The organism is Mycobacteroides salmoniphilum (assembly GCF_004924335.1).
GTDB lineage: Bacteria > Actinomycetota > Actinomycetes > Mycobacteriales > Mycobacteriaceae > Mycobacterium > Mycobacterium salmoniphilum.
Map to the genome: position 1 here is coordinate 1,804,909 of NZ_CP024633.1, position 22,664 is coordinate 1,827,572.

Consider the following 22,664-nt stretch of genomic DNA (forward strand, 5'->3'; position numbering starts at 1 on the left):
CATGACCGCTTCTGATGTGACGGAACTGGCCAGCGGGGCAAGAGTTCTGGTCTGCGGTGCGCGTGTCACCGGAGATGCGGTGGTGGCCGCACTGGCCGGATTCGATCTCCTCATCACCGTCTGCGACGACAACGAGGAAGCTCTGCAGCGTCATCGCGAAGCAGGGCGTGGGGCGCTCACCACCGCCGAGGCGCAGCGCCGCATGGCCGATCAGGACCTGGTGATCGTCAGCCCCGGCTTCGGTCCATCCTCACCTGTCGTGCTGGCAGCTGTTCAGGCCGGGTTGCCCATCTGGGGCGACGTCGAATTGGCTTGGCGCTTGGACGCTTCCGGTCGGTACGGACCGCCCAAACGGTGGTTGGTGGTCACGGGAACCAATGGAAAGACCACGACCACGGCCATGGTCCACGACATGTTGATCGCAGCGGGGCGCACCAGTGCGCTGTGCGGGAACATCGGAGACCCGGTCTTGAACGTTTTGGATCGCGATGTGGACTATCTCGCTGTCGAGCTGTCGAGCTTTCAATTGCATTGGGCACCGTCGGTGCGCCCGGCGGCCGGTGTGGTGCTCAATGTGGCCGAGGATCACCTCGACTGGCACGGAGGAATGGACGGGTACACCCGGGACAAGGCGCGAGCACTCACTGGTGAGGTCGCGGTCGTCGGCTTGGACGACGCGGTGGCCGCCGGGCTGCTCTCCGGCTCGCCGGCGCCGACCAAGGCGGGATTCCGCACCGGTGACCCCGCGCCCGGAGAGCTCGGCGTGCACGACGGCCGGCTGGTGGACCGGGCATTCGGGACCAATGTGTCGTTGATCGAGGTGTCGAGGCTCCCGGTGGCGGGTCCGATCGGTGTACTCAACGCGCTGGCGGCCGCCGCGCTGGCCCGCGCGGTGGGTGTGCCCGCCGAGGCCGTTGCCCGCGCGTTGGGAGCCTTTCAGGTGGGGCGGCACCGGGCCGAGCTGGTCGCGCGGCGTCACGGTGTTTCTTACGTGGACGACTCAAAGGCCACCAATCCGCACGCGGCCGCGGCGTCCATCGCGGCGTATCGGCGCGTCATCTGGATCGCCGGGGGGTTGCTCAAGGGGGCCGCGGTCGATGATCTGGTACGCGGTTGTGCCGACCGGCTAGGCGCAGTTGTGCTGATCGGCACGGATCGAGGACTGATTGCTGAGGCTTTGGCGCGACACGCGCCGGATGTACCCGTAGTTGCAGTTGTGACGCGCGAGGATGCTGGGGTGCAAGAGGCAAATGTGGTCCATGTGACTGATGAGGCGGATGGGGGTGGCGCTGACTTGGGTACCCGAGTCATGTCCGCGGCCGTCCGGCACGCCAGCACAGTGGCCCAGCCTGGCGACACCGTGCTGTTGGCTCCGGCCGGCGCATCCTTCGACCAATTCAGCGGGTACTCCGAGCGTGGCGATAGATTCGCCGCGGCGGTGCACGCACTTACCGGTTAGGTGACAGCGACGTGTCGACCCTGACCGCCCCATTCGCCAGAATTTTTCGCTCCAAGAACGCGACCACGCCGGCCACGAAGTCCTCTGACGCCAAGTCGGACGGGTTGGTGGCCCGGACTCGGCTGGGTGCCTGGCTGAACCGGCCCATGACCTCGTTTCACCTGATCGTCGCGACGGCCGCGTTGCTCACCACGCTTGGGCTCATCATGGTGCTGTCCGCATCCGGCGTGGAGTCCTACGACCTGGACGGATCGGCGTGGGCCGTCTTCGGCAAGCAGGTGCTTTGGGTGTGCGTGGGCCTGGTCGGTTTCTATATCGCACTGCGCACCCCGATCCGGGTGATGCGCAAATACTCCTTTCCGGCATTCGTGTTCACCATCGTCTTGATCACTCTGGTGCTGATACCCGGAATCGGCACGTACTCCAACGGTTCTCGCGGCTGGTTCGTCTACGGCGGCATGTCGATGCAGCCCTCGGAGCTCACCAAGATCGCCTTTGCGATCTGGGGCGCGCATCTGTTGGCATCGCGTCGTATGGAGAAGGCATCGCTGCGCGAGATGCTCGTTCCCCTGGTGCCCGCCGCGCTGATCGCGCTCGTGCTCATCGTCATCCAGCCCGACCTGGGGCAGACGGTCTCCATGAGCATCATCTTGTTGGCGTTGCTCTGGTATGCCGGGTTGCCGCTCAAGGTGTTTCTCAGTTCGGTGATAGCCGCCGTGTTGGCGGCCGCCATCCTCGCTGTCTCTGCCGGATATCGCTCCGATCGGGTGAAGGCCTGGCTGGATCCGTCGGCGGACCCGCAGGCAACGGGTTATCAGTCGCGTCAGGCGCGATTCGCGCTGGCCCAGGGCGGTTTCTTCGGCCAGGGTCTGGGGCAGGGGTCGGCCAAGTGGCACTACCTGCCCAACGCCCACAACGACTTCATCTTCGCGATCATCGGCGAGGAGCTCGGCTTCGTCGGGTGCCTCGGGGTTCTCGCTCTGTTCGGGGTCTTCGCATACACCGCCATGCGCATCGCCAAGCGCAGTGCTGATCCGTTCCTGCGGATGCTGACCGCCACCGCCGGCATGTGGGTCATCGGCCAGTCCTTCATCAATATCGGATACGTGATTGGCCTGCTGCCGGTGACCGGCATTCAGCTTCCGCTCATTTCTTCGGGTGGAACAGCGACGGCCACAGCCCTTTTCATGATCGGCCTGATTGCGAACGCGGCGCGCCACGAACCGGAGGCCGTCGCTGCCCTGCGTGCGGGTTCGGGTGACCGAATGAACAGGCTGCTGCGGCTACCTTCGCCGGAGCCATACGTGGCTGCCCGGATCGACACCGCGCGTGATCGGCTCCGTGCCAAGTCGTCCGCACGGGGTGCCGAGACGGCCAATCCGCGGCCCGAGCGCACGCGGCGCTCCGAACCCACACAGGAGCCCAAGCGCAAGCCACGTGCACGCACCGACAGCGAAGCAGGGCATCATAGGCAGGTGCAGCAGGCGCGCCGGGCTTCGGGAGCGCGTGCGAGTGGCCGGACCCGTGAGCAATCCCGGGCCGGTGGCTCACGCGCTCGAACCCATCGATAGCTGCTGACATGTGATTGCTGCCAGACCGAAAGGATGCTCTCCGGAGTGAGTGATGAGGCGCTTGCGCGAAGAACATCGGGCGCCGATGAGCTTCGGCCGCTTTCGGTGGTGCTGGCCGGTGGCGGTACCGCTGGGCACGTCGAACCTGCGATGGCGGTCGCCGACGCGCTGCGTGAGATCGACCCGTCGGTGCGGATCACCGCACTGGGCACCGAGCGTGGCCTGGAGACGAGGTTGGTGCCCGACCGTGGTTACGACCTGGAACTGATCGTCCCGGTGCCGCTGCCACGCCGACTCACGGGCGACCTGGTGCGACTGCCGCTGCGGGTGCGCCGGGCGGTGCTGCAGACGCGGGCGGTGTTCGACAATGTCGGGGCCGACGTCGTGATCGGCTTCGGTGGTTACGTGGCCCTTCCCGCCTATCTGGCGGCCCGTCGCGGACCGTTGCGCCGTTCTCGCGTTCCGGTGGTCATCCACGAAGCGAACGCGCGTGCCGGCCTTGCCAATCGGGTCGGGGCGCGCCGCGCGCAGCGCGTGTTGTCCGCGGTCTCGGATTCGGGGCTGCGCCGTGCGGAGGTGGTCGGCGTGCCCGTTCGCGGGTCGATCACGGCACTGGATCGTGCCGCGTTGCGGCAGGAAGCGCGCGCTTACTACGGGTTTGACGACAACGCGCTGGTGCTCTTGGTGTTCGGCGGCTCCCAGGGGGCGGTGTCCCTGAACAATGCCGTCTCGGCTGCCGCCAATGACCTTGCCTCCGCAGGGGTTTCGGTGTTGCACGCGCATGGGCCCAAGAACACGATCGAGCTGCCCGAGCCGAGACCGGAAGACGCCCAGGGCGTCCCCAAGTATGTGGCCCTGCCGTACCTGGACCGGATGGATCTGGCGTATGCCGCGGCCGATATCGCGGTGTGCCGGTCCGGTGCGATGACCGTCGCGGAGGTTTCGGCGGTAGGGCTGCCCGCTATCTATGTACCCCTGCCCATCGGTAACGGCGAACAGCGTCTCAACGCGTTGCCGGTTGTCGAAGCCGGCGGCGGGGTCATCGTCGCGGATCGCGACCTCACTCCGGAGACACTGGCGCACATGGTGATCGAGATAGCCTCCGATTCCGACAAACTTGCCGCGATGACGTCGGCCGCCGCGCTGTCCGGGCATCCGGATGCCGCGCGGCGGGTGGCTCAGGTCGCATTGGATGTCGCCCGAGAGGGGCGTTCTCAGAGACGGGGCACCCCGCGATGAATGTCGGCCCACTCCCGGAGCACCTGCGCCGCGTGCACATGGTCGGCATCGGCGGCGCCGGAATGTCCGGTATCGCCCGGATTCTGCTGGACCGGGGAGCACAGGTATCGGGCTCCGACGCCAAGGAGTCGCGCGGCGTGCTCGCGCTGCGTGCCCGCGGCGCCCTCGTCAACGTCGGTCACGACGGTGACGCTCTGGACCTGCTGCCGGGCGGTCCGACTGTGGTCGTCACCACCCATGCCGCGATTCCTAAGACCAACCCTGAACTGGTGGAAGCGAATCGGCGCGGAATACCGATCCTGCTGCGTCCGGTGGTACTCGCGGACCTGATGGCCGGATACCGCACCCTCATGGTGACCGGAACGCACGGCAAGACCAGCACCACCTCGATGCTCATCGTGGCGCTGCAGCATTGCGAGTACGACCCTTCGTTCGCGGTCGGCGGCGAGCTCAACGAAGCCGGCACCAATGCCCACCACGGCAGCGGGGACGTGTTCGTGGCCGAGGCCGACGAAAGCGACGGGTCCCTGCTGCAGTATCGGCCGAATCTGATCATCGTCACCAATATCGAGGCGGACCACCTCGATCACTTCGGCAGCGTTGAGGCCTACACCGCGGTGTTCGATGCGTTCATCGAAACCCTTGGCCCCGAAGGGGTCCTGGTGGTATGCCTGGATGACCCGGGCTCCGCTGCGCTGGCACGCCGCGCCCATGAGCGCGGCGTACGGGTGCGTGGCTACGGCAGCATCGAGCAGGCCGAGGCGGGGGATGTTCCGGTGGCCGGGCGCCTGCGGGATTGGCAGTTCAGGGACACCGGAGCCATTGCCCAGATCCAGTTGGCGGGTGAGAGCACCCCACGCACCATGCGGTTATCGGTGCCCGGACGACACATGGCCCTGAACGCGCTGGCCGCCGTGGTGGCGGCCGCCGAGATCGGCGCCTCCGTCGAAGGCGTCCTCGACGGGTTGGCTGGATTTGAAGGTGTACGCCGCCGATTCGAACTGGTCGGCCAGGTCGAGAGTGTCCGGGTTTTTGATGACTACGCGCATCATCCGACCGAGGTGCGCACGGTGCTGCAGGCGGTTTCCGGGATTGTCGCGCAGCAGGGACACGGCCGTTCCGTCGTCGTCTTTCAACCGCACTTATATTCGCGCACAGCCGCTTTCGCTACGGAGTTCGCCGAGGCGCTGAGTATCGCCGATCTGGTGTTTGTGCTTGATGTCTACGGGGCGCGCGAGGCGCCGCTGCCGGGTGTCAGCGGTGCGCTGATCGCCGAGCAGATCAGCGGAGTGCCGGTGCATTACCTGCGCGACCTATCGACGGTGGCTGAGCAGGTCGCCGCGTCCACGGGGCCCGGAGACCTGGTGGTCACGATGGGCGCTGGCGATGTCACGCTGCAGGGCAAGGAGATCGTGCGTGCACTGCGCGTGCGAGCCAATGACTGGCCGCCACCGAGGAATGGTCAATGAGCGAACCGGATAAGACTTCCGAGGACGCTCCGGAGTCGACCCCGGAGCCCGATGAGCTCGAGGACTCCGCTGCCGAGGCGGTCGACGAGAACGACGTCGCCGAGGGGACCGGCGAGGAAGACGGCGACGAGGGGCCGCGGATGCGGGCCAGGCGTGAGCGGATGGAGCGCCGGGATGCGCAGCGGCGCGCGATCGCGCTGGAACAGGCGCGACGCGAGGCGAAGGCCGCGGCCAAGGGTAAGCACGTCGACCAGGGCAAGGCCGCGGGGCGAGGCAAAGTTCAGGGTCTGCACACCTTGCTCCTTGCGGTGCTGCTGGCATTGATCGCGGTGGGACTCGGTGCGATTCTGTACTTCACGCCGCTGATGTCGGTGCGCCAGACGGTGGTAACCGGTACCGGAGTGATAACCCAAGAGGACGTCCTCGGCGCACTGAACATCGCGCAGGGAACACGGCTGCTGCAGATCGACACCGCCGCGGCCGCGGATCGGGTGGCCAGTATCCGCCGGGTGGCTAGCGCGCGGGTGCAATGTGAGTATCCGTCCACGCTGCGCGTCACGATCGTCGAGCGGGTTCCTGTTGCCGGATGGGCGGGTGGCGACGGCACACACCTCATTGACCGCGACGGGGTGGACTTCGCCAACGAACCCCCTCCGCCGGGTATCCCGGTGCTCGACGTGGTGGCTCCGGGTCCACAGGACCCGACGACCAAGGCGGCGCTACAGGTGCTCACCTCGCTGGCGCCCGATCTGGCTCGGCAGGTCGCCAAGGTCGCGGCGCCGTCGGTGTCATCGATCACACTGACTCTTGACGACGGTCGCACCATCGTGTGGGGGACCACCGATCGCACCGCGGAGAAGGCGGAGAAACTGGGGGCGCTGCTCACGCAGCCCGGTCGCATGTACGACGTGTCCAGCCCGGATCTGCCGACGGTCAAGTAGTCGAGCGCTTTGCTCACGGTTTCTAGAAATAGCCACGGGAAAATCCCGGCATCCTTCGGCGCGCCTCCCAGGCGCGGTATCCCGCGCCCCCTACCGTTCTGTTTCAGCGGGACAACCTGACATAACTCTAAGCCTGAGGTAGAGGTTGAGAGTTTGCAGAGAGGCTCCAGCAACCAGACCACAGCAGCAACCAGGGAGGAAGGCGACCATGACGCCTCCACACAACTACCTCGCGGTGATCAAGGTCGTCGGCATCGGTGGTGGCGGCGTCAACGCCGTCAACCGGATGATCGAACACGGCCTCAAGGGGGTCGAGTTCATCGCGATCAACACCGACGCGCAAGCGCTGTTGATGAGCGACGCCGACGTCAAGCTTGACGTCGGCCGCGATTCCACGCGCGGCCTGGGCGCGGGCGCGGACCCCGACGTGGGGCGCAAGGCAGCCGAGGACGCCAAGGACGAGATCGAGGAGCTCCTCAAGGGCGCCGACATGGTCTTCGTCACCGCCGGTGAGGGCGGCGGTACTGGTACCGGTGGTGCGCCCGTGGTGGCCAGCATCGCGCGCAAGCTCGGTGCGCTGACCATTGGTGTGGTCACCCGGCCGTTCTCGTTCGAGGGCAAGCGCCGCAGTGGCCAGGCCGAGAACGGAATTGGCTCGCTGCGCGAGAGCTGCGACACCCTCATCGTCATCCCCAACGATCGCCTGCTGCAGATGGGCGACGCCGCGGTATCGCTCATGGACGCGTTCCGCAGCGCCGACGAGGTGCTGCTCAACGGTGTGCAGGGCATCACAGACCTCATCACCACCCCCGGCCTGATCAACGTCGACTTCGCCGACGTCAAGAGTGTCATGCAGGGCGCCGGCAGTGCCTTGATGGGCATCGGCTCGTCGCGCGGTGACGGCCGGGCGCTCAAAGCCGCTGAGACCGCGATCAATTCGCCGCTGCTCGAGGCGTCCATGGAGGGCGCCCAGGGTGTGCTGATGTCGATCGCCGGTGGCAGTGACCTGGGCCTGTTCGAAATCAACGAGGCTGCGACATTGGTGCAGGAATCCGCGCACCCCGAAGCCAACATCATCTTCGGCACCGTGATTGACGACTCGCTCGGCGACGAGGTGCGCGTCACCGTCATCGCCGCCGGGTTCGATGCCGGTGGCCCCAGCCGCACGCCGATCAGCGGCACAGCAGCCCCGGGCGCCGTGGCCCCCGGCAAGGCCGGTGCGGTCAACGGCTCCCGCTCGAACGGCAACAGCATCTTCGACACCATCGACGCGCAGAGCCTGCCCAGGGACACCAACGGTGCCACGGTGACACTCGGCGGCGACGAGGACGATGTCGACGTGCCGCCCTTCATGCGGCGATGAGCGCTTGCGTGAAGAGCCTCCAACTGGGCTAGGACTCCTTCTCTCATGGGTTTTCGAGTTCGGCGCGTCACCACCACCCGCCGCGGTGGGGTATCGCGCGCGCCATTTGACAGTTTCAACCTCGGCGATCACGTCGGTGATGATCCGGACGCGGTGACAGCCAATCGATCACGGCTCGCCGGTGCCCTCGGGCTGCCGGACGATCACCTGATCTGGATGCAGCAGGTTCACGGCGACCACGTGCACACGATCGAAGGTCCCGAAGAAGCGGTGATTCCCGAGACCGACGCGCTGGTGACCAGCCAACCCGGGATCGCACTGGCGGTGTTGACCGCCGACTGCGTCCCGGTGCTGTTCGCCGATGCTGCGGCGGGAGTCGTCGCGGGTGCTCACGCAGGACGGGTAGGGGCCAAACTCGGCATCGTGCCGCGCACCATCGAAGCCATGGTGGCCGCCGGAGCGCAGGTGGAACGCATCTCGGCGTTCCTTGGGCCGGCGGTCAGTGGTCGGCACTATGAGGTCCCCGCCGACATGGCAGCCGATGTGGAGAAGGCACTGCCCGGTAGTCGCACCACGACCTCGGCCGGAACTCCGGGTCTGGATCTGCGTGCCGGAATCGCCCGCCAGCTCTCGGGATTGGGTGTGACGGCCATTGATATCGACCCGCGGTGCACTGTGGAAGATTCCGATCTGTTCAGCTATCGCCGGGAGCCGCGTACCGGCCGACTGGCGTCGGTGATCTGGCTCAGCTGATGACGCGTTCCCAGGAATTGAGCACCGCCCTGGCGGCGGTACAGGAACGGGTCCGCGTCGCCGCCGACGCCGCCGGTCGCGACCCGGATGAGATCGAACTGCTGCCCGTCACCAAGTTTTTCCCGGCCACCGATGTCGAAGAGCTGTACCGATTGGGCTGTCGCGCGTTTGGGGAATCAAGGGACCAGGAGGCCGCGGGCAAGGTGTTGGAGGTCGGCCACGCGGACGTCCAGTGGCACATGGTGGGCAATCTGCAACGCAACAAGGCGAAGTCGGTTGCTCACTGGGCGCATTCGGTGCATTCGGTGGACAACCCGCGGCTGGTGTCCGCGTTGGACACGGCTCGCGGAGCGGGGGAGAAGGGCGAGCCGCTGCATGTCTATCTCCAGCTCAGCCTGGACGGCGACACCACCCGGGGCGGGGTGGATATCGCGGACCTCGCGGGGATCGACGAGCTGTGCGCGCAGGTGGTCGCCAGCGAGCATCTGCAGCTCGCCGGGTTGATGGCTCTGCCTCCTCGCGAGGCCGACCCCGACCAGGCCTTTCGTCGGCTCCAGCAAGAACAGGAACGCGTCCGGCAGCGCTATCCGCAAGCGAATCGCTTGTCGGCAGGAATGTCCAACGACCTGGAGACCGCCGTTAAATATGGGTCCACGTGTGTGCGTGTCGGAACGGCGTTGATGGGGCAACGACCGCTAACGTCACGGTAGATCGTCACTCCAGTCACATTTGCAACACAGCTGTAGAGACCGAGCGAACAACTGAACTCCATATAGCCCACGCACGGAAGGTCACGCGATGAGCACGCTGCACAAGGTCAAGGCCTACTTCGGCATGGCTCCCATGGACGACTACGACGACGAGTATTACGACGACGTCGACGCTCCCGCGCCCCGCCGCGCGTCCGCCGAGGACCGTCGGTATCCGCGTCGTGGCGAGCGGTTCGCCGACGATGCCGAGTACGGCTACGACGAGCCCGGCTACCGACCGGCTGGTCCGGCCGGCTACGCCGAGGAAGAGCGCTTTGCCACCCGCCATCCGGCCTCGCGCGAATTCGACCGTCCGGCACCGCGTTTGGGCTCGTTACGGGGTAGCGCCCCCACTCGCGGCGCGCTGGCCATGGATCCGCGCCGCGCCGCCATCTTCGAAGAGGGAAGCCCGTTGTCGAAGATCACCACGCTGCGTCCCAAGGACTACAGCGAGGCCCGCACCATTGGTGAGCGTTTCCGCGACGGCACCCCGGTGATCATGGACCTGGTGTCGATGGACAACGCCGACGCCAAGCGGGTCGTGGACTTCGCGGCCGGGCTCGCGTTCGCACTGCGTGGCTCGTTCGACAAGGTGGCGACCAAGGTCTTCCTGCTGTCTCCGGCCGATATCGACGTCAGCGCCGAGGAGCGCCGTCGAATCGCCGAGAGCGGTTTCTACTCCTACCAGTAAACCTCTGACGAATTCGGGCGAGAAGATGCGATGACCGCATCTTCTCGCCCGAATTCGCTTTAGTGGCAGGCCTTCGCGGGGCGCGGATCGTGTGGATCGTCGGGATCCTGGTCGCCGAACCACCGCGAGGGTTCGTGTGAGCCGTACTCGTCGTGCCAGTCCCACCATTCGTATGCGGGGGACTGGGGGTAGCCCTCCGGGGAGTCCTCCCACGTCTCCTGGCGGCCCAGCGCCGTCATGTCGAGGAAGGTCCAGGTGTTGTTGAACGCCTCGTCGCCCCGGTTGTTGATGAAATAGGTGCGGTACACCCGATTCCCGTCACGGATGAACGCGTTGGTGCCATGCCACTCGTGGACATCGACGTCACGGTCGAAGGAGCTGTCCGCAGCGATGGTGTACCAGGGGTGATGCCAGCCCATCCGCGCCTTGATGCGTTCCAGGTCCGCCTGCGATCCGCGCGAGGCGTAGACGAGTGAGGTGTCGCGCGCGTGCAGATGGACCAGATTGCCAATGTGGTCGGCCATCAGTGAGCACCCGGTGCACCCGTGTTCGGGCCAGTCGCCGGTGCCGGGGTCGACGAAGGCGCGATAGACGATGAGTTGGCGACGACCCTGAAACAGGTCGAGGAGGGTCGCCGGACCATCCGGTCCCTCGAACCGGTAGGACGCGTCCACCTCAGTCCAGGGCATGCGCCGACGTTTGGCGGCCAGTACGTCCCCGGCCCGGGTGAACGCCTTTTCCTCAGTGAGCAGCTGCCGGTGAGCGATCTCCCAATCCTGCGCCGACACGATCGGGGGAGTCCTCATGACTATCTCCATCGTTTCCTCCTATTCAGTGGGTGTGGCAGGTCTGTGGTCACGCCCGGTTTTCTCGATGGCCTCGGCGATCTGCTTGATCCGCGCCAACCGTCGATCCCATGCGGCTCCCACCGCGGTGAGCTGCTCAGCGATGCGGGCGACCTGTTCGGCGTTGGCGCGATACTGCTTCTCCCGCCCGTTGGGGGTTACGTGGACCAGACCTGCCTTGTCGAGGACCGTCAGGTGTTTGGTCACGGCCTGGCGGGTGACCGGAAGGCGATCGCTCAGCGTCGTGGCTGTGGCCATGCCGTCGGTGAGGATGAGGTCGAAGACCCGCCGACGGGTCGGATCGCCGACCGCCGCCCACAGATCGTCGTCGACGACAGCCGTCATGGCCGGCCCGCCAGCTCGCGCACACAGGGAGCGAGGCGGGGGAGATGCTGCGCCCAGCCCTGCTCGTGCGCCTCGTACTGCTCGATGACGTCGGCCTCAGTTCGGCCCTGGTCCCGGAAGCCGACCTCAGTCATGCGTACCCGGGTGCCCGTCCCCGCCGGCGTGAGATCAAATGTCACCAGTAGCGAATTTCCAACGTTCGCCACGTGCCCCTCGGGATAACACCAACGGAACGAGAACCGCCGCGGCGGATCGACGTCGACAAGCGTGAGCCCGAAGATGTGGACCTCGCCGGGTTCCTCGCCACTGAAGGTGATCTCGCCCCGCGCGCCCGGAGTCGGGGCGAACTCGGCGTCGTCCGGCCACCACTGCTTCATATGTTCGGGGCGGCTGATGACAGAGAAGACCACCTCCGGTGCCGCGTCGATGTGGAGCTCTCGCTCGATGCATTCGTATGACATGTCTCTCCCAACTCGCAACAATCGGTTGCGTTTTACGGTAGCGCTCGAAAGAGTGATGCGCAACCACAAGTTGCGAATAGTGAGGCCCGGTGGCTCGGTCCAGGGGTTTCGTCGTGTGACGGGCGGTCCGATGGGGCCTGCCGGTAGGCTGAGGCTGCTGTTACACGAAGCCCGCGCGTGGTTGTTTACGCTTGGCCGATGAGGGGTCCCTTGGCACTGTTCTTTGAGATCATTGGCTACGCGCTTCTGCTCTTCTGTTTGCTGCTGTTTGCGCGCATAGTGATCGAGACCATTCAGTCCATTAGCCGCGATTGGCACCCGCGAGGCGCCACTGTGGTGATTCTGGAGCTCATCTTCACCATCACTGACCCTCCTGTGCGGTTATTGCGCCGTCTCATTCCGCCGCTCTCCCTTGGCGCGGTGCGATTCGATCTGTCCATTACTTTGCTGCTTTTGGTCGGATTCTTTGGCATGCGGGTGGCGTTCCTGATGGCTGCTGGCTAAGCCTCCAGCGACGCTGAATTTCGGTATTCAACTCACATCGATCTGGATACGAATGCGCGTCATATCCAAAGCCTCAGAGTATTTTTATGCACGTCAGAGGGATACTTAACGCGCTCTGCTGCGACCGGCGGGTCGGATGTGACAGGATGGACGCCAGTTACAGTGACACTGCATGTTCGCTTTACACTGCAATACGATTCCAGACGTCGAGACTTGATAGGGGCAGGCAATGCCGCTTACACCAGCTGATGTACATAACGTCGCGTTCAGTAAGCCACCCATCGGTAAGCGCGGATACAACGAGGACGAGGTTGACGCCTTCCTCGACCTGGTGGAGAACGAGCTGGCCCGCCTGATCGAGGAGAACTCGGACCTGCGTCAGCGAGTTCAGGAGTTGGACCAAGAGTTGGTTGAGGCCCGCAAGGGTGGCGGCGCGGCTCCTGTCTACGAGGCCCCCAAGCCCGAGAAGAAGCCGGAGCCCGCTAAGCCTGAGCCCACGCCGGCGCCCGTCGTGGCGGCTGCTCCCGTCGCGGCATCGACCGAGGAACATCACGTCCGTGCGGCCAAGATTCTGGGCCTGGCACAGGACACCGCGGACCGCCTGACCGGGAACGCCAAGTCCGAGTCGGAAAAGTTGTTGTCCGATGCTCGCGCAAATGCGGACCAGATCGTCAGCGAGGCTCGCGCCACCGCCGACAAGACGGTCACCGACGCACGGGCCAAGGCCGAGGCGCTACTCTCGGATGCCCAGACCCGTTCCGAGACCCAGCTGCGCCAGGCGCAGGAGAAGGCCGATGCCCTGCAATCCGATGCCGAGCGCAAGCACTCGGAGATCATGGGCACCATCAACCAGCAGCGCACGGTGCTGGAAGGGCGTCTGGAGCAGTTGCGTACATTCGAGCGCGAGTACCGCACCCGGCTCAAGACTTACCTCGAGTCTCAGCTCGAGGAGCTTGGCCAGCGCGGTTCCGCAGCGCCCGTCGATGCGGGTGCTTCGAATGAAAACGCATCCAAGGAAGCCGGTTTCGGCCAGTTCAACCGTGGGAACAACTACTGATTTAGATCGGTCTATGCTCGCGGCACGTATGAGGAGTGATTCGCGATGCTGATCGTCGCATTGGTGCTGGCCGCTGTCGGTCTGGCGTCCCTGGTGGCCGCAGTGGTCACCAGTAATGAAGTTCTTGCCTTCGTGTGTATCGCCGCGGCCGCCATCGGCGTGGTTCTCATGATCGTCGACGCGATTCGAGACCGGCATGCCGGTGCGCTGGGTGCCGATGAGGAGTCCGACGCGGACACCGAGGGCGATGATGAGTCCGAGGCACAGGGTCCCGACGAGTCCGTCGCCGCTTCAGCCGATCATCCCGATGGTGACTCGGTAACCGATGTGGCGGAAGCTGATTCGACCAAGACATCGGTGATCCCGGCGGTACGCGAGGGCTCGGCCCCCGCCGCTGTCAGCCTCAAGGAGGCCGCCACCGCGGCCCATGTCCATCCGTCTGCCGAAGAGACCTACGAGCAGTTCGATGTCGACGACGAAGACGAGGACGAGCCGCACCGGTCTTGACGGGATTCCTCGCCAGATGTCACGTAGCGCATTCATGAGTGTGGCCGCTGTTGCGGCGCTCGCCCTGTCGGCATGCCAGTCCGCCGAACCGGCCGCGGGCAGTCACCCGGCGGCCGTGGCCACCATCGTGCTGGTGACGGCTCAGACGACCGTCCCCCCGCCGTCGACGCCCAGCACGCTCGGTGAGGAGCCTGACGGAGGCGCACTTTCGGCTCCAGTCAGCCCATTCGATACCTCGTCCTTGGCGGTCATCAGGCTGGACCCTCCGCTGCTGCGCGCTGTCCAGGATGCCGCCAATAGCGCGGCGGTCGACGGTGTCACACTTGTGATCACGTCGGGCTGGCGGTCGCGGGCTTTCCAGCAGCAGTTACTCGACGATGCCGTGCAGACGTACGGGAGCCTGGCGGTGGCCCGGCAGTGGGTGGCCACTCCCGACGAGTCGCAGCACGTCCAGGGCAAGGCCGTCGATATCGGCCCCGCGTCGGCCTACGACTGGATGCTGAGGCACAGTACACAATTCGGCCTGTGCCAGGTCTTCGCCAACGAGAAGTGGCATTACGAACTCACCGCGGATGCTGAAGGGCAATGCCCGGCGCTGCGTATCAACGCGGCGGGTTGACCGGGGATAGCCTTGTCCTGACGCAAACAAAGCCAGGAACCGACACCATCGGCTGCGAAACGAATGCGAGCCTTCACTTCGCTCGCTTCAGTCGTGGTGTCCGAGGGGGGACTTGAACCCCCACGCCCGTTAATAGGGCACTAGCACCTCAAGCTAGCGCGTCTGCCATTCCGCCACTCGGACAATCATGCTGCGATCGGGCCATCAGGCCCGTTGGCTGCCGTCATAGGCTAGCGGAAACACTGTACCGAGCCCAAACCGGTTCCCGGCGCGTTGGCCGCAGTTGATACATGCGGATACCCGGCGGGCGGTGCACAGCGTCCGACGATGGTAGGAAAGGTAGTTGTGACTTCTGAGAATCCGGCGCCCGAGGACGAGGTCGTCGAACTGGTCAGCACGCTGATCCGCTTCGATACCTCCAACACCGGAGAGCTGGAAACCACCAAGGGCGAGGCCGAATGCGCCCGCTGGATCCAGCAGCAGCTGGAAGAGGTCGGGTACAGCTGTGAGTACGTCGAGGCAGGCGCGCCCGGACGCGGAAACCTGTTCGCACGCCTGGCCGGGGCCGACAGCGCGCGCGGCGCGCTGCTCGTGCATGGCCACCTGGACGTCGTTCCCGCCGAGGCCGCCGACTGGAGCGTGCACCCCTTCTCGGGGGCAGTGACCGACGGCTACGTGTGGGGCCGCGGCGCGGTCGACATGAAGGACATGGTCGGGATGATGGTCGCGATCGCCCGGTGGTTCAAACAATCCGGGACGGTCCCCCCGCGCGATCTGGTCTGGGCATTTGTCTCGGACGAGGAGAACGGTGGCAAGTGGGGCTCTCAGTGGCTCGTCGACAACCGTCCCGACCTGTTCGAGGGTGTCATCGAGGCCATCGGCGAGGTGGGCGGTTTCTCGCTCACGGTGCCGCGCAAGGAGGGCGGCGAGCGGCGTCTGTATCTGCTGGAGACGGCCGAGAAGGGCATCGCGTGGATGAAGTTGACCGCCAAGGCGCGAGCCGGCCACGGCTCCATGGTGCATGAGGATAACGCCGTCACGGCGGTCGCCGAGGCTGTCGCCAAACTGGGCCGGCACCGGTTTCCGTTGGTGCTGACCGAAGCGGTGACTCAGTTCCTTGCCGCGGTCGCCGAGGAGACCGGCTACGACTTCGACCCGGACTCACCGGATCTGGAAGGTACGGTCGCCAAGTTGGGATCGATCGGCAAGATCGTCGGCGCGACCCTGCGCGATACCGCGAACCCCACCATGCTCAAGGCCGGGTACAAGGCCAATGTCATTCCGGCGACCGCCGAGGCCGTGATCGACTGCCGGGTGCTGCCGGGGCGGCTGGAGGCCTTCGAGCGTGAGGTCGACGAGATCATCGGCCCCGATGTCGAACGCGAATGGGTGCAGTTGCTCCCGGCCTACGAGACAACGTTCGACGGAGACCTTGTCGATGCGATGAACGCCGCGGTGCTGGAGTTCGATCCCGAGGCCCGCACCGTGCCGTACATGCTTTCCGGCGGCACCGATGCAAAGGCGTTCGCCCGGTTGGGCATTCGGTGCTTCGGCTTCGCGCCCTTGAAGCTGCCGCCCGAGCTCGACTTCGCCGCACTGTTCCATGGCGTGGACGAGCGCGTGCCGGTCGACGCATTGACGTTCGGTACCAAGGTTCTTCAGCACTTCCTGCTCAACCACTGATCACACCCCGACTGAAAGGACGCCCACATGGCCTCTCCCTACGACTCCCTGCCGCAGTTGCCGACCTTCACCCTGACATCTGCCAGCGTCACCGATGGACAGCCGCTCGGCATTGAGCAGGTGAGCGGAATCATGGGTGCTGGGGGACAGGACGTCTCGCCCGAGCTGAGCTGGTCCGGATTCCCCGAGGAAACGCAGAGCTTCGCCGTCACGGTGTACGACCCCGACGCGCCTACCGCGTCGGGCTTTTGGCACTGGGCGGTGGCGAACCTGCCCGCCACCACGACGCAGCTGCCCGCCGGCGTGGGCAACGGAAGCGACTTGCCGGGGGATGCGATCACGCTGGCCAATGACGCGAGCCTCAAGCGGTACATCGGGGCTGCACCGCCGGCCGGTCACGGACCGCACCGGTATTACATCGCCGTGCACGCCGTGAGCGTGCCGAAGCTGGAGCTGCCGGAGAGCGCCACCCCGGCATACCTGGGCTTCAACTTGTTTGGGCATGCGATTGCCCGCGCCGTCATTCACGGCACCTACGAGCAGCACTAGCTGCCTCGGGGTCGGCTAGGAGGCGGAGCCAACCGCCTCTTGCAGGCTGCTGAACCCGCCGTCACGTAGGTGTTGGGCGATACCGTCGTGAATCCGCTTGGCGTAGAAGCCGCCCCGGTAGATGAAACCGGTATAGCCCTGCAGCAGTGAGGCCCCGGCGGTGATCCGTGCCCAGGCGTCGTCGGCATCCTCGATGCCGCCGACGCTGATGAGTACCAGGCGGTCTCCCACTCGCCGATGTAGCCGTCGCAGCACCTCGAGTGATCGGGTGGCCACCGGTGGACCGGAGATGCCCCCGGCGCCCAGGTCTTCGACATCGGGCGTCTTCAAGCCGGCGCGGCTGATGGTGGTGTTGGTGGCGACGATCCCGGCGAGGCCCAGTTCGGCTGCCAGATCTGCGATCTCGTCGATATCGGCATCGGAGAGATCCGGGGCGATCTTCACGAGCACCGGTGCGGTGGTCTCCTCGAGAACCGCGGAGAGGATCTTGCGCAGCTCGCCGATGGCTTGAAGGTCGCGTAGCCCAGGGGTGTTGGGGGAGCTCACATTCACCACCAGGAAGTCGGCGGCCAGCCCTACCAAGCGCGCGCTCACCCGGTAGTCGGAGGACGCGAACGCGGCCTCGACGATCTTCGACTTGCCGATGTTGGCGCCAATGGGCACCGTGGACTTTCGCGTCGCCAACCGGGGCGCGAGCGCTGCCGCGCCGTGGTTGTTGAAGCCCATCCGGTTGAGCAGGCCGCGGTCGGCCGAGAGCCGGAACAGTCGGGGCTTCGGGTTGCCGGGCTGCGCGATGGCGGTCACCGTGCCCACCTCGGCATAGCCGAACCCGAGCGGACCCCACACCTTGAGCCCCTCACCGTCCTTGTCGAATCCGGCGGCCAACCCCAGCGGGGCGGGGAAGCGCACCCCGAACACCTCGCTGGCCAGGATGGGATCGGTCGGGGCGCACAGTCGATTCATCAGCCACCGCGTCGGCGCTAAGGCGGCCGCGGCGCGCAGAGAAGCGAAGACCAGGGTGTGTGCACGTTCGGGCGGCACCACAAAAAACAGCCGCAGCAAGATGGCGTACAGCATCAGATCACCGGGACGGTAAACGGCCCGCCAGCCAGGTTGCCGCGGAGTTTCTTGCGGCGCAATAAGACTCGACGGCTTCCGTCGGTATAGACCCGGACCCGGGTCAGCTCCCACCCGCCGAACTCGGCCTGAATCGAGAGTCGGAGCGATGCGGTGATCCTGGTGATTTCCGGAGGAAGTCGCAGTGGGTAGTAGTCGTACTCGTCATCGGGTTCGCTTTCCCAGCCCGACGGAAAGCTGCTGCGTGCGGCGCGGCTCACCCGATACTCCTGATGTCGATCGCCTGTATTCCGTCGCCCGTACCGGATGCCACAAACAACGTGGATCCGTCGCTGACCAGTGAATTAGGTTGCCGCACAGTCGCGAATCGGGACCTTTCCTCGGGGATGCCGGTAGACAAATCGTAGCCAATAACCGTGTTGGACGCCGTCTGCGACACCCAGGTGAGCTTGGTCGAGTACGCCAGCCCGTACGGGGCGGCGGGCACCGGGTATCGCTGCCGCAGGATGAGCGAGTCGGCCAGCCCGAATGCCAGCAGGGCGCCCCCGCGGGTATCGGCTACCAATAGGCGTCCCTTGTCGTCGGCAAGCATCGTGGTCGCCCCCTCGCCGGCTCGAAGGGCATGCGCGGTGCCGTCGCCGGCCTCGGTCAGGGTGGTCACCGAACTCTGCGCACGATCCAGAACGGCGACGGTATTACCCTGGTACGCAAGGGAATCAATGTGGGCGAAACCGTTTGCGCGGGCCGCGACCTGGTTCTGGGCGTCGAGAGTGAAGACGGTGCCGTCGGTGTTTCCCAGTACGACACGGCCGTCTGGGCGGCGGGTGACGGCTGAGAATTCGGTGTTTTCGTGGCCCGAGATATCGACCTTGTTCGCGCGCCCCGAGGCGATGTCGACGGTGAAGTAGCCGCCCGTGGTGGACAGGTACACCGTGCCGTGTCCATCGCCGACGGCCGCGGTCGCCGGCGAGGAGAGCGCGACAGTGTGACGTGGCACGTCGAGGTTGTCCCGCGTGAACAACGTCACTGTTCGGCCGTCATCGGTCAGAACTGACACCGTGTTGGTCGAGGTGTCGAACAACACTGCGCTGGACCGGCCGGTGAACCGGTGCACCGTTCCGGCCGGTGCCGTCGTCACCGGGGGTGACTGTGCGGCGGAAGCCGGCGTGATGACGGCTGGGTCGGCGGGGCTACCGGTATCACTGCCCGTTGAGCAGCCCGAAGCCACCGCGATGACGGCTGCTAGTGCGGCGATAGTGCCTCTTATACCGCGCACATCGCGGCCCGGTAAAGGATTCATCCCGTCCATCATCGCAATCGACCTGGAATTGCTGAGCAGGAGATGACTTTCTCGGCGCGTTCGGTGCTAGCAGTCGGTAGCTGGGGGCTATCGTGAGTGCCATGACGCTTGCCGACAGTCCGGTCTTCACCGTCGAGGTCCTCGTGACGGGCGTGCACGCGAATGGATTTGGTGAGGTGGGCGATGGTCGTAGCTTCGCTTTCCGCATCGAGGATTCGTTGCTGCGTGTCGAGATCTACCGAGCCTTCCTTACCGAGTTAGTTCCCGATGTCAGCGATGTGGTGGCCGTCGGAACCCGGCCGATCACCGACATCGATGTCACCGACGAACGCAGCATTGTTGCCGCGGTGCGTGATCTGGTCACCGACGCGCAGCCGGTGAGCATCAGCCGCCTCGCCCGGCTGCTGGCCGGCTAGGGCAATCTGCCGACGCGTCCAGTACGGTCGCTGTCGTGGATTCGGCAGTGGCGGCAATGTCCTGGTTGCAAGTGATCGTGCTGGCGGTGGTCCAAGGACTTACCGAATTCCTGCCGATCTCGTCATCGGGCCATCTGGCCATCGTGTCGCGGGTGTTCTTCGATGAAGATGCGGGCGCGTCCTTTACCGCGGTCTCCCAGTTGGGCACCGAGGCGGCGGTTTTGCTCTACTTCGCCAAGGACATCTGGCGCATCCTTCGGGCGTGGTTCGGCGGGCTGTTCGTCAAGGCGCACAGAACTTTTGACTACTGGATGGGCTGGTACGTCATTGTTGGCACCATGCCCATCGGGTTGTTGGGCCTGGCCTTCAAAGATCAAATCCGTTCGGGTGCAAGAAATTTGTGGCTCATCTCGGCCTCGCTCATCGTGTTCGCACTGGTCATCGCCGCCGCCGAGTATTACGGGCGTCAGGTGCGCCACACCGAACAGCTCACCATGAAAGACGCCGTGATCGTCGGCAGTGCACAGGCTTTGGCCCTGATTCCCGGTGTATCCCGGTCGGGTGCCACCATCAGCGCCGGCCTGTTCCTCGGACTGGACCGGCCCGCCTCCGCCCGATTCGGATTTCTGCTGGCGATACCGGCGGTGCTGGCCTCGGGGCTGTTCTCCCTGCCCGATGCGTTCCACCCCGTGACTGAGGGCATGAGTGCGACGGGTCCGCAGCTGCTGGTGGCCACCCTGATCGCCTTCGTCATCGGTTACGCGGCAGTCGCCTGGTTGCTCCGCTTCATCAGCAGCCACAGCATGTACTGGTTCGTCGGATACCGCGTGGTCCTGGGACTGACGGTGATGGGCCTGCTGGCCGCCGGGGTAGTGAGTGCGTCATGACGGTCGTCCTCTTGCGCCATGGGCGGTCCACCTCGAATGTCGCGCACACCCTGGCCGGCCGCAGCCCGGGTGTTGAGCTCGACGAGAAGGGACAAGTCCAGGCGCGTGGGGTCGTTGACCGTCTGGGCGCGGTGACGGTCCAGGCGATCGTCACGTCCCCGCTGCTGCGGTGCGAGCAGACCGTGGCGCCGTTGGCGGCGGAGTTGAATCTGACGCCTGTCGTCGAGGACCGGCTCGCCGAGGTGGACTACGGGCAGTGGACTGGCCGCGCGATTGCCGAGTTGCTCACCGAACCCTTGTGGAAGGTCGTCCAGCAGCAGCCCAGTGCCGCACAGTTCCCGGGTGGTGAGGGGCTTGCGCAGGTCCAGGCACGGGCGGTGGCGGCGATCCGTGAGCACGACCGGCGGCTATCGGAGGAACATGGCGGTGACTGCGTCTGGGTGGCATGCACGCACGGAGATGTCATCAAGTCGGTACTGGCCGACGCGCTCGGCACGCACCTGGATGCGTTCCAGCGCATTGTCGCCGATCCGGCCTCGATGAGCGTGGTGCGCTACACCGAGCTGCGACCCTTTGTCATGCACATGAATCACACCGGCCCCGACCTGTCCAGTGCGCTGAGCGCCCGGCCGCCCGAGAAGCCCGCCGGGGCGGCTTCTGATGCCCCTGTGGGCGGCACAACCGATTAGACCCTTCGCGCGAGGGGTTCATCGACCGGTAGTTTTGGAGACACCATGCCCCGATCGATTCACGTATTCCGCAGCCCGGACCGTTTCGTCGCCGGAACGGTCGGGGAGCCGGGCAACCGTACGTTCTATCTGCAGGCCGTCCACGAGAGCCGGATCGTCAGCGTGATGCTGGAGAAGCAGCAGGTGTCTGTGCTGGCCGAGCGCATCGGAACGCTGCTGTCGGAGGTCCATCGCCGGTTCGGAACCGAGATCCCGCCCGAGCCCGAGGTTATCGAGGATCTCAGCCCGCTGGTGATGCCCGTCGACGCCGAGTTCCGGGTTGGAACCATGGGGCTCGGCTGGGACGCCGAGGCCAACTCGGTGGTTGTCGAACTCCTCGCGGTGAGCGAGCAGGAGTTCGATGCATCCGTGGTGCTCGACGACTCCGAGGACGGCCCGGATGCCGTTCGCGTGTTCCTGTCTCTGGAGGCGGCCCGGCAGTTCGCAACACGCTCCACCCGGGTCGTTTCCGCGGGCCGTCCTCCCTGCCCGCTGTGCGAGGAGCCGCTCGATCCGGCTGGCCACATCTGCGTCCGCACCAACGGCTATCGCCGGGGGACGGTGCCCGGAGCGGCAGATGATGACGCCGAGTCCTGACGGCTCGGGCCCCGGCGGCAGTCCCGAGGATCACGCCGCCATCCGTGACGGTGAGCTTACGGTCATCGGTCGTATCCGATCCGCGAGCAATGCCACGTTTCTCTGCGAGGTCGAAAGTGGCCTGCATTGTGTCTACAAACCAGTACGGGGGGAGCGACCGCTCTGGGATTTCCCGGACGGCACCTTGGCGGGGCGTGAGGTGGCAACCTACCTGATCTCGGCGGAACTGGGCTGGAATGTGGTGCCGTATACGGTATTTCGAGACGGTCCGGCGGGTGTTGGCATGGTGCAGCGTTGGATCCACGAGCCGGAGCTCGCCGAGGGCGCCCTCGACCTGGTCGATATCTGTCTGCCGCAGGCCGTGCCGCAGGATTACCTGCCGATCCTGCGCGCTCTCGACGCCGACGGCGCGGAAATCGTGCTGGTTCACGCCGATGACGCCCTGCTGCGCCGGATGGCGGTGTTCGACACCCTGGTGAACAACGCCGACCGCAAGGGTGGCCATATCCTGCGGGGCGCCGACGGCGTCTACGGCGTCGATCACGGGATATGCCTGCATGCCGAGGACAAGCTGCGAACCGTGCTGTGGGGATGGGCGGGCAAGCCCGTGGAGCCAGAATTGCTTGACGATGTGATGCGCCTCGGGGAGGCATTGCGGGGAGATTTGGGCGCCGCACTGTCGGTCCACATCACTACGGAGGAAGTGGCGGCTTTGCGTCAACGCGCTGCGATGACGCTGGATGAGCCGGTGATGCCGATCCCTGATCGCAACAGACCCGTACCGTGGCCCGCCTTTTGATGGGTGATCGTCTAGCCTGGTCGGCACAGCGTGATATTCCGGGTGGGGACGGGCA

The 22,664-nt window shown here is 65.6% G+C and carries 26 protein-coding genes and 1 tRNA gene; 20 read left to right on the plus strand and 7 right to left on the minus strand.

What is annotated here, in order from left to right:
* Position 1: 1 nt before the first annotated feature.
* The 9 genes from murD (at position 2) to DSM43276_RS09060 (ending at position 10,235) form a co-directional block, all read left to right on the plus strand.
* Entirely contained in the window at positions 2–1,459 is a 1,458-nt protein-coding gene (gene murD / locus DSM43276_RS09020; protein WP_078329183.1) for a UDP-N-acetylmuramoyl-L-alanine--D-glutamate ligase, read from the plus strand.
* 11 nt (positions 1,460–1,470) lie between these two features.
* Complete coding sequence (gene ftsW, locus DSM43276_RS09025; protein WP_078329182.1) at positions 1,471–3,030, plus strand: putative lipid II flippase FtsW; 1,560 nt, start codon at positions 1,471–1,473, stop codon at positions 3,028–3,030.
* 33 nt (positions 3,031–3,063) lie between these two features.
* A complete protein-coding gene (gene murG / locus DSM43276_RS09030) occupies positions 3,064–4,269 on the plus strand; it encodes an undecaprenyldiphospho-muramoylpentapeptide beta-N-acetylglucosaminyltransferase (protein ID WP_109556032.1) in 1,206 nt (401 codons plus the stop codon).
* Entirely contained in the window at positions 4,266–5,738 is a 1,473-nt protein-coding gene (murC, locus tag DSM43276_RS09035) for a UDP-N-acetylmuramate--L-alanine ligase (RefSeq protein ID WP_078329181.1), read from the plus strand. The genes murG and murC overlap by 4 nt, the downstream gene beginning before the upstream one ends.
* A complete protein-coding gene (locus DSM43276_RS09040) occupies positions 5,735–6,679 on the plus strand; it encodes a cell division protein FtsQ/DivIB (RefSeq protein WP_078329180.1) in 945 nt (314 codons plus the stop codon). The genes murC and DSM43276_RS09040 overlap by 4 nt, the downstream gene beginning before the upstream one ends.
* Positions 6,680–6,887: 208 nt before the next feature.
* Positions 6,888–8,042, plus strand: a complete 1,155-nt coding sequence (gene ftsZ / locus DSM43276_RS09045) for a cell division protein FtsZ (protein ID WP_078326420.1) — start codon at positions 6,888–6,890, stop codon at positions 8,040–8,042.
* A 45-nt stretch (positions 8,043–8,087) separates the two neighbouring features.
* A complete protein-coding gene (gene pgeF / locus DSM43276_RS09050; protein ID WP_078329179.1) occupies positions 8,088–8,795 on the plus strand; it encodes a peptidoglycan editing factor PgeF in 708 nt (235 codons plus the stop codon).
* Entirely contained in the window at positions 8,795–9,505 is a 711-nt protein-coding gene (locus DSM43276_RS09055; RefSeq protein WP_078329178.1) for a YggS family pyridoxal phosphate-dependent enzyme, read from the plus strand. Before pgeF ends, DSM43276_RS09055 begins: the two co-directional genes overlap by 1 nt.
* Positions 9,506–9,593: 88 nt before the next feature.
* Positions 9,594–10,235, plus strand: coding sequence for a cell division protein SepF (locus DSM43276_RS09060; RefSeq protein ID WP_078329177.1), 642 nt, complete (start codon positions 9,594–9,596; stop codon positions 10,233–10,235).
* A 59-nt stretch (positions 10,236–10,294) separates the two neighbouring features.
* On the opposite strand, the gene DSM43276_RS09065 is transcribed toward DSM43276_RS09060, so the two are convergent.
* Genes DSM43276_RS09065 through DSM43276_RS09075 form a run of 3 tightly spaced genes read right to left on the minus strand, consistent with a single transcriptional unit; the run spans position 10,295 to position 11,886 of the window.
* Positions 10,295–11,041, minus strand: coding sequence for a DUF899 domain-containing protein (locus DSM43276_RS09065; protein WP_078329176.1), 747 nt, complete (start codon positions 11,039–11,041; stop codon positions 10,295–10,297).
* A gap of 21 nt (positions 11,042–11,062) precedes the next feature.
* Entirely contained in the window at positions 11,063–11,425 is a 363-nt protein-coding gene (locus DSM43276_RS09070; protein ID WP_078329175.1) for an ArsR/SmtB family transcription factor, read from the minus strand.
* Complete coding sequence (locus DSM43276_RS09075; protein ID WP_078329174.1) at positions 11,422–11,886, minus strand: SRPBCC family protein; 465 nt, start codon at positions 11,884–11,886, stop codon at positions 11,422–11,424. Before DSM43276_RS09075 ends, DSM43276_RS09070 begins: the two co-directional genes overlap by 4 nt.
* A 210-nt stretch (positions 11,887–12,096) precedes the next feature.
* Between DSM43276_RS09075 and DSM43276_RS09080 the strand changes: the two genes are divergently transcribed.
* From DSM43276_RS09080 to DSM43276_RS09095, 4 genes are all read left to right on the plus strand, one after another.
* On the plus strand, positions 12,097–12,390 hold the full coding sequence (locus DSM43276_RS09080) for a YggT family protein (protein ID WP_070911436.1): 294 nt from the start codon (positions 12,097–12,099) through the stop codon (positions 12,388–12,390).
* 229 nt (positions 12,391–12,619) lie between these two features.
* Positions 12,620–13,447: a DivIVA-like cell division protein Wag31 gene (gene wag31 / locus DSM43276_RS09085; protein ID WP_078329173.1), complete on the plus strand. Its 828-nt coding sequence runs from the start codon at positions 12,620–12,622 to the stop codon at positions 13,445–13,447.
* A 45-nt stretch (positions 13,448–13,492) separates the two neighbouring features.
* Positions 13,493–13,954: a hypothetical protein gene (locus tag DSM43276_RS09090; RefSeq protein ID WP_078329172.1), complete on the plus strand. Its 462-nt coding sequence runs from the start codon at positions 13,493–13,495 to the stop codon at positions 13,952–13,954.
* A gap of 16 nt (positions 13,955–13,970) precedes the next feature.
* Complete coding sequence (locus DSM43276_RS09095; protein WP_078329171.1) at positions 13,971–14,573, plus strand: M15 family metallopeptidase; 603 nt, start codon at positions 13,971–13,973, stop codon at positions 14,571–14,573.
* A 94-nt stretch (positions 14,574–14,667) separates the two neighbouring features.
* Here DSM43276_RS09095 and DSM43276_RS09100 read toward each other — a convergent pair.
* Positions 14,668–14,756, minus strand: a tRNA-Leu gene (locus tag DSM43276_RS09100).
* A gap of 144 nt (positions 14,757–14,900) precedes the next feature.
* Here DSM43276_RS09100 and DSM43276_RS09105 point away from each other — a divergent pair.
* Both DSM43276_RS09105 and DSM43276_RS09110 read left to right on the plus strand, forming a co-directional pair.
* Positions 14,901–16,256, plus strand: coding sequence for a M20/M25/M40 family metallo-hydrolase (locus tag DSM43276_RS09105; protein ID WP_078329170.1), 1,356 nt, complete (start codon positions 14,901–14,903; stop codon positions 16,254–16,256).
* A gap of 27 nt (positions 16,257–16,283) precedes the next feature.
* A complete protein-coding gene (locus DSM43276_RS09110) occupies positions 16,284–16,805 on the plus strand; it encodes a YbhB/YbcL family Raf kinase inhibitor-like protein (RefSeq protein WP_078311788.1) in 522 nt (173 codons plus the stop codon).
* A gap of 15 nt (positions 16,806–16,820) precedes the next feature.
* Here DSM43276_RS09110 and DSM43276_RS09115 read toward each other — a convergent pair whose 3' ends face one another.
* The 3 genes from DSM43276_RS09115 to DSM43276_RS09125 are packed head-to-tail and all read right to left on the minus strand — an operon-like array spanning position 16,821 to position 19,194.
* Entirely contained in the window at positions 16,821–17,882 is a 1,062-nt protein-coding gene (locus tag DSM43276_RS09115) for a quinone-dependent dihydroorotate dehydrogenase (protein WP_078329169.1), read from the minus strand.
* Complete coding sequence (locus DSM43276_RS09120; protein ID WP_078329168.1) at positions 17,882–18,142, minus strand: DUF5703 family protein; 261 nt, start codon at positions 18,140–18,142, stop codon at positions 17,882–17,884. The genes DSM43276_RS09115 and DSM43276_RS09120 overlap by 1 nt, the downstream gene beginning before the upstream one ends.
* Positions 18,139–19,194: a YncE family protein gene (locus DSM43276_RS09125; RefSeq protein ID WP_078329167.1), complete on the minus strand. Its 1,056-nt coding sequence runs from the start codon at positions 19,192–19,194 to the stop codon at positions 18,139–18,141. Before DSM43276_RS09125 ends, DSM43276_RS09120 begins: the two co-directional genes overlap by 4 nt.
* 89 nt (positions 19,195–19,283) lie before the next feature.
* Between DSM43276_RS09125 and DSM43276_RS09130 the strand changes: the two genes are divergently transcribed.
* The 5 genes from DSM43276_RS09130 to DSM43276_RS09150 are packed head-to-tail and all read left to right on the plus strand — an operon-like array spanning position 19,284 to position 22,609.
* Positions 19,284–19,598, plus strand: coding sequence for a hypothetical protein (locus DSM43276_RS09130; RefSeq protein ID WP_078329166.1), 315 nt, complete (start codon positions 19,284–19,286; stop codon positions 19,596–19,598).
* A gap of 56 nt (positions 19,599–19,654) precedes the next feature.
* Positions 19,655–20,485: an undecaprenyl-diphosphate phosphatase gene (locus DSM43276_RS09135; protein ID WP_078329165.1), complete on the plus strand. Its 831-nt coding sequence runs from the start codon at positions 19,655–19,657 to the stop codon at positions 20,483–20,485.
* Positions 20,482–21,174 carry a histidine phosphatase family protein gene (locus DSM43276_RS09140; RefSeq protein ID WP_078329164.1) on the plus strand — a complete coding sequence of 231 codons (693 nt, stop codon included), beginning with the start codon at positions 20,482–20,484 and terminating at the stop codon, positions 21,172–21,174. The genes DSM43276_RS09135 and DSM43276_RS09140 overlap by 4 nt, the downstream gene beginning before the upstream one ends.
* Before the next feature lie 45 nt (positions 21,175–21,219).
* On the plus strand, positions 21,220–21,810 hold the full coding sequence (locus DSM43276_RS09145) for a DUF3090 domain-containing protein (protein WP_078329163.1): 591 nt from the start codon (positions 21,220–21,222) through the stop codon (positions 21,808–21,810).
* Positions 21,794–22,609, plus strand: a complete 816-nt coding sequence (locus tag DSM43276_RS09150) for an SCO1664 family protein (RefSeq protein WP_078329162.1) — start codon at positions 21,794–21,796, stop codon at positions 22,607–22,609. The genes DSM43276_RS09145 and DSM43276_RS09150 overlap by 17 nt, the downstream gene beginning before the upstream one ends.
* Positions 22,610–22,664 lie beyond the last annotated feature (55 nt).

Coding starts and splice junctions, on each gene's coding strand:
- DSM43276_RS09145 (WP_078329163.1), top strand. CDS start 21,220: ATGCCCCGATCGATTCACGTATTCCGCAGCCCGGACCGTTTCGTCGCC.
- DSM43276_RS09070 (WP_078329175.1), bottom strand. CDS start 11,425: ATGACGGCTGTCGTCGACGACGATCTGTGGGCGGCGGTCGGCGATCCG.
- DSM43276_RS09095 (WP_078329171.1), top strand. CDS start 13,971: ATGTCACGTAGCGCATTCATGAGTGTGGCCGCTGTTGCGGCGCTCGCC.
- DSM43276_RS09105 (WP_078329170.1), top strand. CDS start 14,901: ATGGTAGGAAAGGTAGTTGTGACTTCTGAGAATCCGGCGCCCGAGGAC.
- wag31 (WP_078329173.1), top strand. CDS start 12,620: ATGCCGCTTACACCAGCTGATGTACATAACGTCGCGTTCAGTAAGCCA.
- ftsZ (WP_078326420.1), top strand. CDS start 6,888: ATGACGCCTCCACACAACTACCTCGCGGTGATCAAGGTCGTCGGCATC.
- DSM43276_RS09140 (WP_078329164.1), top strand. CDS start 20,482: ATGACGGTCGTCCTCTTGCGCCATGGGCGGTCCACCTCGAATGTCGCG.
- DSM43276_RS09060 (WP_078329177.1), top strand. CDS start 9,594: ATGAGCACGCTGCACAAGGTCAAGGCCTACTTCGGCATGGCTCCCATG.
- DSM43276_RS09090 (WP_078329172.1), top strand. CDS start 13,493: ATGCTGATCGTCGCATTGGTGCTGGCCGCTGTCGGTCTGGCGTCCCTG.
- murC (WP_078329181.1), top strand. CDS start 4,266: ATGAATGTCGGCCCACTCCCGGAGCACCTGCGCCGCGTGCACATGGTC.
- DSM43276_RS09065 (WP_078329176.1), bottom strand. CDS start 11,041: ATGAGGACTCCCCCGATCGTGTCGGCGCAGGATTGGGAGATCGCTCAC.
- DSM43276_RS09135 (WP_078329165.1), top strand. CDS start 19,655: ATGTCCTGGTTGCAAGTGATCGTGCTGGCGGTGGTCCAAGGACTTACC.
- DSM43276_RS09115 (WP_078329169.1), bottom strand. CDS start 17,882: ATGCTGTACGCCATCTTGCTGCGGCTGTTTTTTGTGGTGCCGCCCGAA.
- DSM43276_RS09130 (WP_078329166.1), top strand. CDS start 19,284: ATGACGCTTGCCGACAGTCCGGTCTTCACCGTCGAGGTCCTCGTGACG.
- DSM43276_RS09055 (WP_078329178.1), top strand. CDS start 8,795: ATGACGCGTTCCCAGGAATTGAGCACCGCCCTGGCGGCGGTACAGGAA.
- murD (WP_078329183.1), top strand. CDS start 2: ATGACCGCTTCTGATGTGACGGAACTGGCCAGCGGGGCAAGAGTTCTG.
- murG (WP_109556032.1), top strand. CDS start 3,064: ATGCTCTCCGGAGTGAGTGATGAGGCGCTTGCGCGAAGAACATCGGGC.
- DSM43276_RS09110 (WP_078311788.1), top strand. CDS start 16,284: ATGGCCTCTCCCTACGACTCCCTGCCGCAGTTGCCGACCTTCACCCTG.
- pgeF (WP_078329179.1), top strand. CDS start 8,088: ATGGGTTTTCGAGTTCGGCGCGTCACCACCACCCGCCGCGGTGGGGTA.
- DSM43276_RS09150 (WP_078329162.1), top strand. CDS start 21,794: ATGACGCCGAGTCCTGACGGCTCGGGCCCCGGCGGCAGTCCCGAGGAT.
- DSM43276_RS09040 (WP_078329180.1), top strand. CDS start 5,735: ATGAGCGAACCGGATAAGACTTCCGAGGACGCTCCGGAGTCGACCCCG.
- DSM43276_RS09125 (WP_078329167.1), bottom strand. CDS start 19,194: ATGATGGACGGGATGAATCCTTTACCGGGCCGCGATGTGCGCGGTATA.
- DSM43276_RS09075 (WP_078329174.1), bottom strand. CDS start 11,886: ATGTCATACGAATGCATCGAGCGAGAGCTCCACATCGACGCGGCACCG.